The following is a 14241-nucleotide window of genomic DNA, read 5'->3' as shown; positions in this document are numbered from 1 at the left end:
TGCAGTCGTTGGCGTTGCCGCTGAGCAGGACGAAGCCGAGCGGCCGGCCCCATCCGTCGCGGGCGAGGTGGCACCCTCAGGCGCCCACACAACTCATCCAGAGACGCGCGCAATCGCATCGTGACTGTGGATGCTCTCGAGGTTCCGAACAGTCACCGAGTGGGCAATCCCGCGCTCTCGACACGTGACCGAGACATCGCGAGCCATGTCCTCGACGAACACCGGATGGTCGTACGCCTCCATCGTCAGAACCCGCTCATCAGGTCGCTTGACCAGTGGCATCACGGGGGCGGATCCGCATGCACGGAGCAGATCGACGACTTCGCCCACGGGAAACGGGTACGGGTCGTCCCCTTCACCGGTTACCGCGAGAGTGACGCGACTGCGCTGGTTGTGCGCACCGTAGTCGGAGATCGTCTTCGAGCAGGGACAGAGACTGGTGACCTCGGTCGTCACCGCAGTGACCACCGAAGCCGCTCCTCGATCGATCCGCCCCTCGACGGCCACGTCGTGGACCTGCCAGGACTCGACTCCGCTCGCCGGCGCGGTCACCAACGTTCCGACTGGCATCGCAACCTTGATCGCGACGGCGTCAACGTCCAGGAGGTCGGCACCCACCTTGAGGACCCGGGGGAACTCTCGCGGATCGAAGCACTGGAGGTGGTCGTGCACAAGGGCGATCATGCGACTCATGTGGGTGCCGCGCCGGTCATGCGGCAGCCTGACGGTCACCGCCACCTCGGCGATCCCGCTCTGCCGCACGTGGCCGTCGTCGAAGGTCGCCGGGTAGCGAAGACCACCGATGCCGACCTCGTCGATCTCCACACCGCGGTGGTCGGCCTCGTTCTGAACGTCGTGCACCGTCACTCGCCCCGGTAGGTGCACCCCGAGGTGCAGGTCTCCCGTACGGTCACGGCCGAGAGTTGCGGCAGGTCGGAGACGAGACGGGACCAGATCCACCGGGCCAGCACCTCGCTCGTGGGATTCTCCAGACCCTCGATCTCATTGAGGTAGTGGTGGTCGAGTCGGTCCTCGATCGGCTTGAAGGCGCGCTTGACGTCGCCGAAGTCCATGACCCATCCCGCGTCGGGGTCCACGGGGGCCTCCACGTGCACGGTCACACGGTAGGAATGGCCGTGAAGCCTGGCGCACTTGTGCCCCTCCGGAACCCGGGGCAGTCGGTGAGCGGCTTCGAAGGTAAACTCGCGGAAGATTTCCATTACCGAATTCCCAAGTACTTGTGCGTCTGAAGCGAAAAGCTCCAACGCGGGTTCTTCATGCAGTACTCGACGGCCGCCCTGGTGTTGTCCTCCAGCCTCGGGCCGTCCATCGGCTGGAGCCTGAAGTGGCGGAATTCCAGATCCTCGAACTGGGCCGGATCGCCGCCCTCCTGCGGATAGACGAGCTTCAACTCGTCGCCGCGGGTGACGACCAGATCGGAGCCGATCTTCGGACTCACACAGAGCCAGTCGATCCCCTTGGGCGCCTTCCTCGTTCCGTTGGTCTCCACGGCCACCTCGAAGCCGCGCGCGTGCAGCGCCTCGATGGCGGGTTCGTCCAACTGCAGAAGAGGCTCACCGCCGGTGCACACGACGAAGCGGTGGTCACGGGCCTCAGAGGGCCAGGCCGCATCAACCGCCGCGGCGAGGTCTTCGGGCGTGGCGAACTTTCCGCCGCCGTCGCCGTCCGTCCCCACGAAATCGGTGTCGCAGAACTGGCAGATCGCCCGCCCCCGGTCCTTCTCCAAACCGGTCCACAGGTTGCACCGGGAGAAGCGGCAGAAGACCGCCGCACGACCTGCATGGCTGCCCTCCCCCTGGAGCGTGTAGAAGATCTCCTTGATCAGGTACGCCATCCTCACACGTCCCGGTACTGCACCGGGTCGACGGCGCCGGCCTCGGCAAAGCCCTTGAGGCGCATCAGGCACGTGTCGCAGTGCCCGCAGGCCCGCCCCTGCTCGTCCGGGTCGTAGCAACTGGAGGTCAGCGAGTAGTCGACGTCGAGACGCAGTCCTTCACGGACGATACCGGCCTTCGAGAGCGCGATCAGCGGCGAGTGGAGCTTCAGCGCTCGCTCGCCCTCGATGCCCGCCCGCGTCGCCAGGTTGGCCATCTGCTCATAGGCCTCGATGTACTCCGGTCGGCAGTCCGGGTAGCCGCTGTAGTCGACAGCGGTCACACCCGTGAAGATGTCCGTCGCACCGACGACCTCCGCGTAGGCCAGCGCGTAGGAGAGGAAGATGGTGTTCCGCGCGGGCACATACGTGATCGGGACGCTGCTGCTCTCGGCCTCCTCCACCGTGTCGTGCTTGGGCACCGCGATGCTGTCATCGGTCAGGGCGGACCCGCCGAAGACCGTCAGGTCGAGGTCGACGATGACGTGACCCCGGACACCCTGGGCGGCGACGACCCTCTTGGCGGCCTCCAACTCGATGCTGTGCCGCTGGCCGTACCGGAAGCTGAGCGCATACGGGTCGTAGCCCTGCTCCTTGGCGATGGCCAGCACGGTGGTCGAGTCCAAGCCGCCGCTGAGCAGCACGATCGCGGGACGTCCCATGGTCGATCCTCCAGTTAGGTCTTCGAAAGCTAGGGCAGCCTACAGGCTGATCTAAGTCAGACAGTAACTGCTACCACTGACGAGTTACTGGCGCCGAGCACCAACCCGCCCTGCCGCAACTAGTGCGATGAGTTGCGGCGCGGAGGGACACCAGTCCCGGCCGCCCTCACGCGCGCACAGGTACAGTGGGTGGATCGGGTTCACGTACCGGGGTCCGCCAGCCCCGCGCCGAGCGCTCCGGCGCCGCACTGAACCCGACGCAGCACACTCGCCATGTCACAGGAGTCACACCTTCCGGCCGTACGCGCCTGCCGGACAAGTGTGCCTCGGCACGGGTCGGCCCTGCGGAGACTGAGCCCCTGGCGCGGGCTCCAGCAGAGGTGACCGGCGCGCAACGCTCCAACTAACCGCTAGAGTAACTAAGACCTCGAAAAAGTTACGGATTTCCTGGAGTCGACCGCGTGCGCCCGCTTTCCATCGTGGTCACCTGCACAGACCGCAAGGTGTCAGCGCCCATCCCCGGGTTGCGCGTACGTGATCTTCCAACAGTTGATGCGGATCAGCGTGCTTCCGAATGGAAGAGCCGCATGAAGGCTGCCGATCAGCGGGTCCCCCTGACCGACCTCTACCAGGGAGACCACTGGACCAAGGCCCAGGCCCTGGTCCCGCTCGCCTCCAAGGCGGGGTTCATACCGGAACTGTGGGTCGCTTCCGCAGGTCTCGGACTACGGCCGGTGACCGATACCGCCCCTGCGTACGCGGCGACGTTCAGCCCCCGCCACGCGGACTCCGTGGCGGGGTCGCCCGACGACTCCGCACGGTGGTGGCGCTGCCTGCAGGCGGACGACAGCACGCGTTCGCTGGCAACCCTGTCACAGCGCGGCGACGTGCTCCTGGTCCTCTCCGAGGCCTACGCGAATGTCATGGTCTCCGATCTCGACGGCCTCGCCCAGGGGAAGAACAACACGGTCCTGATAGGGGGCGCTCAGGGCCACCCTGGGATCACCCGGGTCCCCTCGGACGCAACACTGCGCCATGCCCTCGGCGGAACGCTCACCAGCCTCAACGTGCGGATGGCCGCGGCCTGGCTGGAGCACTGCTCGAACGCTCGCCTGACCTCACCGGAGATCCAGACGGCATGGAACACGTGGACCGCGCAGGTCTCGAAGCGCGAGACCTACAACCGTCGCCCCCTCACCGATGAGGCGGTCATCGAATTCATCCGCACGAACCACGCTCAGCACCCCGACCACTCGCGCACGCGAATGCTTCGAGAGCTACGCGGCCAGGGCCTGGCATGTGAACAGAAACGGTTCGCGCACCTCTATGCAGTGACCGTGGAGAAGCAATGACAGCGAACGTCCTGAAGCGTCGGGCCCTGCGGGTCGAACAGCACCCGTCCATCCCCCTGTACGTCTTCGCGCTGGCGGCCGAGGAGGTCAGCCAGGTCGCCGACGTCGCCCGCATCTCCCGCGACGAGGCCGGCAGACTCATCGGCTACCAGCGTCCGGAGAAGAAGCAACACGTCAAGCAGATCCTGGAGTACCTCGACAGCGACGAGGTGCTGTTCCCGAACGGTCTGATCCTCGCGCTCCCCTCCAACGTCAGGTTCAAGTCCAGCCCAGGCCCGTCGAGCAGCGATGGGCTGTGTACCAGCGGCACCATCGAGATCCCGCTGCCCGACTCCCCGAACGCGCCGCGGCCGGCCTGGATCGTCGACGGGCAGCAGCGCAGCCTCGCCCTTGCCCGGACCCGCAACTCCCGACTGGCGGTGACTGTCGCCGGGTTCGTCGCGGAAGACCTCGACACCCAGCGCGACCAGTTCCTCCGGGTCAACACGGTCTCTCCCCTGCCGACCAACCTGGTCTCCGAACTGCTTCCCGAAGTGGGCACCGCGCTGCCCACCAAGCTCTCCGCGCGCAAGCTCCCCGCGGCACTGGTGGAGGCCCTCAGCCAGGACAAGGACTCCCCCTTCCAGGGCCTGATCCGGCGGGCCTCCACCGGCCCCGACCAGAAGGCGGAGGCCGTCGTTGCCGACAACAGCCTCATGCTCGCGATCCAGGAGTCCCTCAATCTCCCGTCCGGAGTGTTCTCGCCCTACAAGAACCTGGCGAGCGGCACGGTCGACACCGCGACGATCCGCAGCATCCTGGTGGTCTACTGGACGGCCGTGCGCGACACCTTCCCGCACGCCTGGGGCCTGCCGGCCACCCGGAGCCGCCTCATGCACGGTGTCGGCATCCGGTCCATGGGCCGACTGATGGACCGGGTGATGGTGAACATCAACGCATCCGCTCCCGACGCCGTCGAGCAGGTCCGCGCCGAACTCGGGCTGATCGCCTCGTCCTGCCACTGGACCACCGGTCGCTGGCCGGATCTCAACATCCCCTGGAACGAACTCCAGAACAACCCGCGCCACATCAGCACGCTGTCGAACTACCTGCTCCGAATCTACGTACAGGCAAAGGCCAACGCCTCGTGAAGTTCTACTTTCCGGACAGCCAGGACATGGTCAGTCCGAGCTACGACTTCGTCAACGACGAGTACGCACCGCACCGTGTCCGCCAGCGTGACGACGTCTACGCGCACGAGATCGTCAAGCCCGTGCCCTACGACGGCCTCCTGGTGAGCAAGGCCATCGTGGACGGCTCCGTCAGGGGCGCGGGCAAGTACTCGACGCCCCAGCGCGAACGCCTCTACCGGCTCGGAGTGAAGAGGTTCTTCCGGCTCGAAGCAGGCATGGCCACGCTCGGCGACTGCGGCGCGTTCAACTACATCGACGAGGAGCGCCCCCCGTACGAGGTGGAGGAGGTCCTCGACTTCTACGAGGACTGCGGATTCGATGCCGGCATCAGCATCGACCACATCATCTTCGGCTACCTTCCGCTCGGATCCCCCGAGCCGCCCAACCCCGCCTGGGTGCAGCGGCAGGAGATCTCCCTCGGGCTCGCCGAGGAGTTCCTGGCAGCCGTGCGCCGGCGCGGCGAGAAGATCCAGCCGGTTGGCGCCGCCCAGGGATGGGGGCCCGAGAGCTATGCGGACAGCGTCGCCCGACTGCAGAAGATGGGCTACCAGCGCATCGCCCTCGGGGGCATGGTGCCGCTCAAGTCCCACGAGATCCTCGCCTGCCTCCAGGCGATCGACGAGGTCCGCAAGGCCGACACCGAACTCCACCTGCTGGGCATCAACCGTGTCGACTCCATGAAGGAGTTCGCCTCACACGGGGTGACCAGCTTCGACAGCACCTCGGTGTTCCGGCAGGCCTTCATGGACGACCGGCACAACTTCCACACCACGACGGATTCCTTCACGGCGATCCGGGTGCCCCAGGTCGACGGCAATCCGACCCTCAAGCGGATGATCCTCGCCGGCGCCGTATCGCAGGCGGACGCCATCACCGGGGAACGGGCGTGCCTGCGCGCGCTGCGTGCCTACGACCAGGGGACCGCTTCCTTCGACGAGGCGATGGAAGCCCTCAGGGTCTACGAGACCCTCGTCCTGCCGCCCAACAAGAAGAGCTACCTCCCTGCCTACGAGCACACGCTCCGCTCCGCTCCGTGGCGTACCTGCCCGTGCAAGCTCTGCCATGACCACGGCATCGAGATCGCGATCTTCCGCGGCACAGAGCGGAACAAGCGCCGAGGGTTCCACAACCTGTCGGTCCTCGAAGCGAAGATAAGCACGATCCCCTTCGTCTGACCCCCGCCCCGCCGCGCCCGCCCCGCAACTGCTCTAGGAGAAAAGGTGGCCGACCACCACACTCTGCGCCTCCCGGCCCTCGAAGTCCGCCAAGGAAGCCGCCGCATCTACTGCTTCGCTGTGGACGGCAAGAGGCTTCACGACTTCACCGCCGTATCGCGCGTCCGCCGGGACGACGACGACCTCCTGCAGGGCTACCAGCGTCCCGAGGTGCTCAACCACATCCGGGCGATCAAGAGGTACCTGGAGTCGGACGGAGCGATGCTCCCCAACGCCCTGGTCCTGGCATTCGACAACTCGGTCAGGTTCATTCCCTCCCAGCGGAGCGAATCCGCCGATCAGGGTGCCCCGTCCATCCCCGGTGAACTGGAGATCCGCTTCGCCGAGACCATGACGGAGGACGAGAAGCCCGCGTGGCTCGTCGACGGCCAACAGCGCAGCGCCGCCATCCGGGATGCCGACCTCGCCGAGTTCCCGGTCGCCGCGGTCGGATTCATCGCGGACGGCGAGGAGGAACAGCGCTCCCAGTTCATCCTCGTCAACTCGACCAAGCCGCTGCCCAAGGGCCTCATCCACGAGCTGCTTCCGTCGACCACGGGCCACCTTCCGCCCGCGTACGCCAAGCGGCGCCTGCCCACGCAACTGATGACCAGGCTGAACGGCGACGTGAAGGGGGCCTTCTACCGCCGGATCGCGAGCCCCACGTCGCCGACCGGCAACATCAAGGACAACAGCGTCCTGCGGATGCTGGAGCACAGCCTCTTCGAGGGTGCGCTCTACCAGTACCGCAACCCGGTGGACGGTTCCGGCGACGTCGACCGGATGCTGCTGCACCTGCGGTCGTTCTGGAACATCGTCCGGGAGACGTTCTCCGATCCGTGGAACCTCCCGCCGCGCCAGTCCCGGCTGACCCACGGCGTCGGCATCCAGGCGATGGGCTTCGTCATGGACGCGCTGACCGAGGGCGTGCCCGCCGAGCGGGTCGACTCTGACGAGGTCCGCGAGGCGATTCTGAGCCTGCTGCCGGTGGCCTCCTGGACCTCCGGTAAGTGGCGCTTCCCCGACGGCGAGGAGCGGAACTGGAACGGCCTCCAGAACACGCCGAACGACGTCCGCCTGCTCACCAACCTCCTGGTCCGCACCGTCCGTTAGCCGCAGGACCCTGATCCGGGGCTGCTGCGTCCCCCGCAGCGGCCCCGGATCCATGCCCTAGCACATCAGCGCTGCCGCGCACCGTTATTGACCCTCCACAAGCTATTCACCGGCGGCGCGCGGGACCGGTGACTTCGGACTCCGGGGCGAGTCAGGCATCACTTGAGTCCGCGCTCACGCCGCTTGCCAGCCCGCCGGAGACTCACCGCAGCCGGGAGCGCGATGGTCCCAAACTGGACCCCAACAAGATCGCTTAGGGGCGTTCGCGTGTGACCCACTTTGCCGATCAGGCATCACCCGGAAGGCCGCCGACCTGGGATTCGCGTGCGTCGAGCGCGACCTCATCCCCGCCAGCGGCCACGGCCCGGCCGACGGGGCGAGCTGGCCGGGCATCGGTCTCCTGTCGGCTGTCGTGGAACCCGGCGCGGTGTCCGGTGCTGCTGATCGGCCGGTCGGCCGGTCCCAAGTGCCGGACCAGGCAGGAGCGGCCCGGCACCGGACGGAGCGCTGGTGACGTCCGTCCGGTACCGGGCGGTGGGCCGGTCAGGTGGGGGTGGGGAGGTGGGGGCGGACGTGGGTGGCGGCTTCGGGGCCGTAGGTGGTGGCGAGGCGGGTAAGGAAGGTTTCTGGATGGAAGTCGTACTCCTGGGTGCCGACCGATTCCAGGGCCAGGGTGGCGAGCAGGCAGCCGACTTCGGCGGCGGCCCGTAGGGAGAGGCCCCAGGTGTCCGCGGCGAGGACGCCGGCGTGGAAGGCGTCGCCGACGCCCGTCGGGTCGGCGCGGCGCAGTTCGCGGGGCGGGCGGACGTCGATGGGCGGGTGGCCCTGGCGTTCGATCCGGACGCCGTCCGCGCCCAGGGTGGTGAACCAGGTGCCGACGCGCTTGAGCAGGTCCTCCTCGGTGAGGCCGGTGCGCCGCAGCAGCAGGCTCCGTTCGTAGGCGTTGGTGAAGAGCAGGGCCGCACCGTCCACCAGGGCGAGGGCCTGTTCGCCGGTGAGGCGGGCGAGTTGCTGGGAGGGGTCGGCGGCGAACGGGATGCCGGCGCTGCGGGCCTCCTCGGTGCGGCGCAGCATCGCGCCGGGGTCGTCGGGGCCGATCAGCACGATCCGGGCCGGGCCGGTGCGGGCCAGGACCTCGTGCAGGTCGATGTCGGCGGCCCGGCTCATCGCGCCGGGGTAGAACGAGGCGATCTGGTTCTGGTCCCGGTCGGTGGTGCACAGGAAGCGGGCGGTGAACACTTCGGGGTCGGTGAGCACACCGCGGGTGTCGACGCCATTGGCGCGCAGCCAGGTGTCGTACTCGGTGTGGTCGGCGCCGACCGCCCCGACCAGCACGGGCCGCAGTCCGAGCCGGCCCAGCCCGAGCGCGATGTTGGCGCCGACGCCGCCGCGCCGGATCTCCAGGCCGTCGACCAGGAAGGAGAGCGAGACGCGGTCCAGCTCCTCGGGCAGGAGCTGTTCGGCGATGCGGCCGGGGAAGGTCATCAGGTGGTCGGTGGCGATGGAGCCGCTGACCACCACGGCGCCGGGTTCAGGCACCGGCGGCCGCCTTGAGTTCCTGGACGCGGTCGGTGCGCTCCCAGGTGAAGTCCGGCAGCTCGCGGCCGAAGTGCCCGTACGCGGCGGTCTGCGCGTAGATCGGCCGCAGCAGGTCCAGGTCCCGGATGATCGCGGCCGGCCGCAGGTCGAAGACCTTCACCACGGCCTCCTGGATCTTCAGCACGTCCACCGTCTCCGTGCCGAAGGTCTCCACGAACAGGCCCACCGGCTCGGCCTTCCCGATCGCGTACGCCACCTGCACCTCGGCCCGCCGCGCCAGACCCGCCGCCACGATGTTCTTCGCCACCCACCGCATCGCGTACGCCGCCGAACGGTCCACCTTCGACGGGTCCTTGCCCGAGAACGCCCCGCCGCCGTGCCGCGCGAAACCGCCGTACGTGTCGATGATGATCTTCCGGCCCGTCAGACCCGCGTCGCCCATCGGACCGCCGATCTCGAACCGGCCGGTCGGGTTCACCAGCAGCCGGTGGTCCGAGGCGTCGATGGCGAACTCGGCCAGTACGGGTTCGACCACGTACTCGCGGATGTCGGGGGTGAGCAGCGACTCCAGGTCGATGTCGCCGGCGTGCTGCGAGGAGACCACCACGGTGTCCAGGCGGACGGCCCGGTCCCCGTCGTACTCGATGGTGACCTGGGTCTTCCCGTCCGGCCGCAGGTACGGGATCGTCCCGTTCTTGCGGACCTCCGACAACCGGCGGGCCAGCCGGTGCGCCAGCGTGATCGGCAGCGGCATCAGCTCCGGCGTCTCGTCCGAGGCGTACCCGAACATCAGCCCCTGGTCACCCGCACCCTGCCGGTCCAGGTCGTCCCCCTCCTGGCCCTCGCCGGAGCCCCCGACCCGGGCCTCGTACGCGGTGTCCACACCCTGCGCGATGTCCGGCGACTGCGCGCCGATCGACACCGACACACCGCAGGACGCCCCGTCGAAGCCCTTCTTCGAGGAGTCGTAGCCGATCTCCAGGATCTTCTCCCGCACCAGCTGCGCGATCGGCGCGTACGCCTTCGTGGTCACCTCGCCGGCGATGTGCACCAGGCCGGTGGTGATCAGCGTCTCGACCGCGACCCGGGACTTCGGGTCCTCCTTCAGCAGGGCGTCGAGAACGGTGTCGCTGATCTGGTCAGCGATCTTGTCCGGGTGTCCCTCGGTGACGGACTCGGAGGTGAACAGGCGCTTGGCCATCTGGATGCTCCCTGAGGTCGTGGCGGGTCATGGCAGTTCGTGGCGCTTCACAGCAGACCGCAGCGGTACACAGCGGCGCAGCGGCACAGCGGCATAGCGGCGCAGCGGCGCAGCGGCGCAGCGGCGCAGCGGCGCAGCGGTTCATGGCACTTGACGGCATGTCACGGCGCTCCCCGGACGGGCCCGCGGCTACCAGCCCCGCCGTCGGGCGGCCGCCGCCGCGGGCGAGCGGAGCAGCGCGACGAGTTCCCGCCGCAGGGCCCGGTCCTGGTCGGTCTCGGTGGACAGGTCGAGCTGGACGATGTCCACCCCGGCCGACCGCAGCAGGTTGATCCGGCGGGCGGCGGTGGCGGGCGAGCCCGCGTACACGGTGGCGAAGGAGCGTCGGACGTAGGCGGCCACCTGCTCGCCCGGCCGCTCCTCGGCGGCCCGGCCCCGCTCGCGGTCGCGGTCCAGGGCGACGGCCTGGGCGAACCGGTGGCCGTCCGGGCCGGCGGTGAGCCGCAGCGCCTCCCCGCGCAGCTCGCGGACCTTGTCCCGGGCGGCCTCGTCGGTGTCGGCCAGCACCAGGGTGAGGTGCCGCCAGATCCGCACCACCCGCCCGAACCCGGTGGCCGCCTCCCGGACTTCGGTGATCCGGCGGCGGGTGTCGGGCAGCGGCAGGGCGGGTACGGCGTACACCTCGGCGTGCCGGGCCGCCAGCCGTACGCCCTGCGGGGAGGAGCCCCCGAAGGAGAGCAGTTCGCCGCGCGGCTCGGGCCGCAGCCCGGGGCGGGCGCCCTGGACGCGGTAGAACTCGCCGCTGTGGTCGAACTCCTCCTCCGCCGTCAGTGAGCGGCGCAGCAGGGTGAGGTACTCGTCGGCGCGCCGGTAGCGGTCCTGCTTGCCGAGCAGATCGCCGTCCCGGGCGACATCGAGGTCGCTGGAGCCGACGATCACGTGGGCCGCTGCCCGGCCGCCCGACAGCCGGTCCAGGGTGGCCAGTTGGCGGGCGGCGACGGTGGGCGCGGTGGTGCCGACGCGGTGGGCGACGGCGATCCGCAGCCGGCTGGTGGCGGCCAGGGCCCAGGTGGCCACCAGCCACGGGTCCGGCCAGGAGCTGGACTGCACCACGAGGGCGCTGTCCAGCCCGTCCTCCTCGTTCTCGCGGGCCGTCCGGGCGACGTGCCCGGGGTCGGCGGCGCGCTCCCGCAGGTCCGGGGCGAAGCGCAGCGCCTGCCGCTCGCGCGGTGTCCGGCCGTGTACGGGGGCGGCTCTCACGCCGCCCCGGATCTCCAACTCCATTGCTCTGCCTCCGCATTCGCGGTTGTACGGGGGGGTGCGCGCCTGCCCCGGCCCCTGCCGGGCCGTACCTGGGCAGGGGCCGGGTGTCATGGACCGGGGCGCGCTGCCCGGCGGCGCTACCCGGCGGCCGGGCCGAGCCGGGCCAGGGTGTCCAGCAGTCGGGCCCGGCTGACGAACACCTCGGGCGGCAGCGACACGTACAGCTGGATGGTGGTGACGCCGGGCCGGTGGTACCGCAGGATGCGCTCCCGGCACTCCTCGGGCGAGCCGGAGACGAACAGGCCGTCGACCACCTCGTCCGGCAGCGCCCGCTGCGAGCCCTCCGGGTCGCCGGCCGCCCAGCGCTCGTGGGCCTCCTTCAGCAGTTCGCCGTGGCCCAGCCACTCGTGGAACTTGCGGTAGGGCTCGCGGTTGAGGATCCAGGCCAGGAACGGCCGGGAGGCCCGGTGCGCGTAGTCGGTGTCCTCGGTGGGACAGACGAACACCTTGACCACCAGTTCCTTGCCCGGCGGCTGCGGCCCGACGGCGTCCAGCACCTTGGGCACGTCCTCGGGGAAGAGCAGGTTGGTGATCGCGCCGTCGCCCTCGTTGAAGCCGAGCTTCAGCATGCCAGGGCGCAGCGCGCCCAGGATCACCTTGACCGGTTCGACGGGCGGGTGCGGCAGCTGGTAGCCGGTGATCGAGAAGGTGTCGAAGTCACCGGCGATGTGCTCGCCGCGCAGTGCCCGGGTGAGGAAGCGCAGCACGTCCCGGGTGCGCTTGAACGGTTCGTCGAAGGGGATGCCGTTGATGTCGGTGACGTGCGCCGGTACGGAGGCGCCGATTCCCAGCAGCAGGCGGCCGGGGGCGAGTTGGGCCAGGGTGGCGGCGGTCTGGGCGAGTACGGCGGGGCCCCTGGTGTGCACCGGGACGATGCCGGTGCCGATCCGCAACGAGGGGGACCAGGCGGCGGTGGCGGCCAGCGGGGTGAAGGCGTCGGTGCCGCCGCCCTCGGCGCTCCAGACGTCGGTGTACCCGAGTTCCGGCAGCCGTTCGACGATGAAGCGGTGCCGGTCGATGGTCAGGCCGGGCAGGGGGAGGGTGATGCCCCACCTCGGCGGCTCGGCGCGGCGGTCGGGTGCGTGCGGGGTGGTCATCGAGCGGCCTTCTCTCGTACGGGGGTCACTACTTGCCGACCCAGACGGTGGTCAGGTCGATGAACCAGGACTGCGGCTGCACCAGGCCCTGCACCTTGGGTGAGAGGGCGCGCGGGTTGCGGTCGTTGACCACGAACAGCCAGGGCGCGTCGGCGGTCACCAGGGAGAGCGCCTGCCGGTAGTCGGCCTGCCGCTTGGCCTGGTCGGGCTGGGCGGAGGCGGACTTCAGCAGTTCGTCGACCTTGGGGTTGCTGTAGTGGCCCGTCCAGAACGGGCTCTTGGAGCCGATGAACAGCGGCAGCAGCGCCTCGGACTGGAACAGCGTGGTGGACTGCGCGATGGCGTCCGAGCCGAGCGCGACCTGGCCCTTGGCCTCGGCGCCGATCAGCGTGGACCAGTCGGTGGTGCGCAGTTCGGCCTTGATGCCGACGGCTGCCAGGTCGCGCTGGATGGCCTCGGCGATCGGAACGGGCAGCAGGTTGCCGGAGCCGCCGGTGGGCACCGTGACGGAGGTGCTGAAGCCGCCGGCCACCCCGGCCTCGGCGAGCAGCGCCTTGGCCTTGGCCGGGTCGTAGCCGTAGGCGTCGCCGGCCGGGTCGTAGGCGAAGGTGGCTCGCGGGGCGGCCTGGAGGGCCGGGTCGGCGGTGCCGCGCAGCAGCTTCTCGGCGATGGCCTGCCGGTTGACGGCGAAGTTGGCGGCCTTGCGCACCCGGGGGTCGTTCCAGGGCGCCTTGGAGGTGTCGAGGATCCAGTACCAGATGTGGTCGTAGCTGTTGCTGGCGATCCGGACGCCGTCCCGCTGGAGGCTCTCGATGTCGTCGGGGTTGGGGTACTCGATCCAGTTGACCCCGCCGGAGCGCAGTGCGGCGGTGCGGGCGGCGGCGTCCGGCAGCGGCTTGACGATCAGCCGGTCCAGTTTGGGCGCGCCGCGCCAGTAGGACTTGTTGGCGGCCAGTTCGATCTGCTGGCCCTCGGTGTGCGAGACGAAGGAGAACGGGCCGGTGCCGACGGGCTCTTTGGCGAAGTCCTTGGAGCCGGTCTTCCTCACCGCGGTGGGGCTGGCGATCAGGACGTGCGCCAGGTCCTCGGGGAAGTGGCCGTTGGGGTCCTTGGTGACCAGTTCGACGTGGTCGGCGTCGAGCTTGCGGTAGGTGGTGATGGAGCCCGCGTACTCCTGGGCGGCGGCGCCGATCGCGTCGGTGTAGTGCTCGCTCTGCTTGTTGAGGTAGCGGTCCAGGTTGAACACCACGGCGTCGGCGTCGAAGGGGGTGCCGTCCTGGAAGGTGACGCCGTTGCGCAGCTTGAAGGTCCAGGTGCGGGAGTCCTCGGCGACCTTCCAGGACTCGGCGAGCGCGCCGGTGACGGCCGGCGGGCGGTCGGTGACGGACAGGTCGTAGCGGGTCAGGCCCTCGTAGATCTGGAAGCTGACCAGCCGCTTGCCCTCGAAGCCGGCCCCGCCGATCACGGTGTCGGGGTTGGGCAGCTTGCCGGTGGCGCCGACCACCAGGGTGCCGCCCCGGCCCTCGCCGCCGGTGGCCGGGGCCTCCGCCCCGGAGCCGCAGCCCGCGGTGGCGAGCAGCACGACGGCGGCGGCCGGCAGCACGCCGGCTCTGGGGCTGATGCGGGCGGGACGGTGGTGCGTCATGGCTGTTCCTTGTCGCTGGTCGGGTCGGC

At 69.5% G+C, this 14241-nt stretch carries 13 protein-coding genes; 4 read left to right on the top strand and 9 right to left on the bottom strand.

Going from position 1 to position 14241, the window contains the following annotated elements; genetic code table 11:
- Window positions 1-93: 93 nt before the first annotated feature.
- The 4 genes from ACFZBX_RS27285 to queC are packed head-to-tail and all read right to left on the bottom strand — an operon-like array spanning window position 94 to window position 2556.
- A complete protein-coding gene (locus ACFZBX_RS27285; RefSeq protein WP_391536418.1) occupies window positions 94-861 on the bottom strand; it encodes a GTP cyclohydrolase I FolE2 in 768 nt (255 codons plus the stop codon).
- A gap of 2 nt (window positions 862-863) precedes the next feature.
- A complete protein-coding gene (gene queD / locus ACFZBX_RS27280) occupies window positions 864-1220 on the bottom strand; it encodes a 6-carboxytetrahydropterin synthase QueD (protein ID WP_391536417.1) in 357 nt (118 codons plus the stop codon).
- Window positions 1220-1855 carry a 7-carboxy-7-deazaguanine synthase gene (gene queE, locus ACFZBX_RS27275; protein ID WP_391536416.1) on the bottom strand — a complete coding sequence of 212 codons (636 nt, stop codon included), beginning with the start codon at window positions 1853-1855 and terminating at the stop codon, window positions 1220-1222. Before queE ends, queD begins: the two co-directional genes overlap by 1 nt.
- Before the next feature lie 2 nt (window positions 1856-1857).
- Window positions 1858-2556, bottom strand: coding sequence for a 7-cyano-7-deazaguanine synthase QueC (queC, locus tag ACFZBX_RS27270; protein WP_391536415.1), 699 nt, complete (start codon window positions 2554-2556; stop codon window positions 1858-1860).
- A 587-nt stretch (window positions 2557-3143) separates the two neighbouring features.
- On the opposite strand from queC, the gene ACFZBX_RS27265 reads away from it, so the two are divergent.
- Genes ACFZBX_RS27265 through dbpB (ACFZBX_RS27250) form a run of 4 tightly spaced genes read left to right on the top strand, consistent with a single transcriptional unit; the run spans window position 3144 to window position 7407 of the window.
- Window positions 3144-3908 (top strand): hypothetical protein, encoded by a 765-nt coding sequence (locus ACFZBX_RS27265; protein ID WP_391536414.1) that lies wholly within the window; start codon window positions 3144-3146, stop codon window positions 3906-3908.
- Window positions 3905-5038, top strand: a complete 1134-nt coding sequence (gene dbpB, locus ACFZBX_RS27260; protein ID WP_391536413.1) for a DGQHR domain-containing protein DpdB — start codon at window positions 3905-3907, stop codon at window positions 5036-5038. Before ACFZBX_RS27265 ends, dbpB (ACFZBX_RS27260) begins: the two co-directional genes overlap by 4 nt.
- Window positions 5035-6255 (top strand): tRNA-guanine transglycosylase DpdA, encoded by a 1221-nt coding sequence (dpdA, locus tag ACFZBX_RS27255; protein WP_391536412.1) that lies wholly within the window; start codon window positions 5035-5037, stop codon window positions 6253-6255. Before dbpB (ACFZBX_RS27260) ends, dpdA begins: the two co-directional genes overlap by 4 nt.
- A 45-nt stretch (window positions 6256-6300) precedes the next feature.
- On the top strand, window positions 6301-7407 hold the full coding sequence (gene dbpB / locus ACFZBX_RS27250; RefSeq protein ID WP_391536411.1) for a DGQHR domain-containing protein DpdB: 1107 nt from the start codon (window positions 6301-6303) through the stop codon (window positions 7405-7407).
- A gap of 543 nt (window positions 7408-7950) precedes the next feature.
- On the opposite strand, the gene ACFZBX_RS27245 is transcribed toward dbpB (ACFZBX_RS27250), so the two are convergent.
- From ACFZBX_RS27245 to ACFZBX_RS27225, 5 genes are all read right to left on the bottom strand, one after another.
- Window positions 7951-8892, bottom strand: coding sequence for a carbohydrate kinase family protein (locus tag ACFZBX_RS27245; RefSeq protein ID WP_391536475.1), 942 nt, complete (start codon window positions 8890-8892; stop codon window positions 7951-7953).
- Between the two features lie 46 nt (window positions 8893-8938).
- Window positions 8939-10147, bottom strand: coding sequence for a methionine adenosyltransferase (metK, locus tag ACFZBX_RS27240; protein WP_391536410.1), 1209 nt, complete (start codon window positions 10145-10147; stop codon window positions 8939-8941).
- A 189-nt stretch (window positions 10148-10336) separates the two neighbouring features.
- A complete protein-coding gene (locus tag ACFZBX_RS27235) occupies window positions 10337-11431 on the bottom strand; it encodes an LLM class flavin-dependent oxidoreductase (RefSeq protein ID WP_391536409.1) in 1095 nt (364 codons plus the stop codon).
- A 116-nt stretch (window positions 11432-11547) separates the two neighbouring features.
- Entirely contained in the window at window positions 11548-12567 is a 1020-nt protein-coding gene (locus tag ACFZBX_RS27230) for an LLM class F420-dependent oxidoreductase (RefSeq protein WP_391536408.1), read from the bottom strand.
- A 28-nt stretch (window positions 12568-12595) separates the two neighbouring features.
- Window positions 12596-14212 (bottom strand): ABC transporter substrate-binding protein, encoded by a 1617-nt coding sequence (locus ACFZBX_RS27225; RefSeq protein WP_391536407.1) that lies wholly within the window; start codon window positions 14210-14212, stop codon window positions 12596-12598.
- Between the last annotated feature and the right edge of the window lie 29 nt (window positions 14213-14241).

Source organism: Kitasatospora sp. NPDC008115 (genome assembly GCF_042957205.1).
GTDB lineage: Bacteria > Actinomycetota > Actinomycetes > Streptomycetales > Streptomycetaceae > Kitasatospora.
This window is presented reverse-complemented; position numbering and strand designations above follow the sequence as displayed.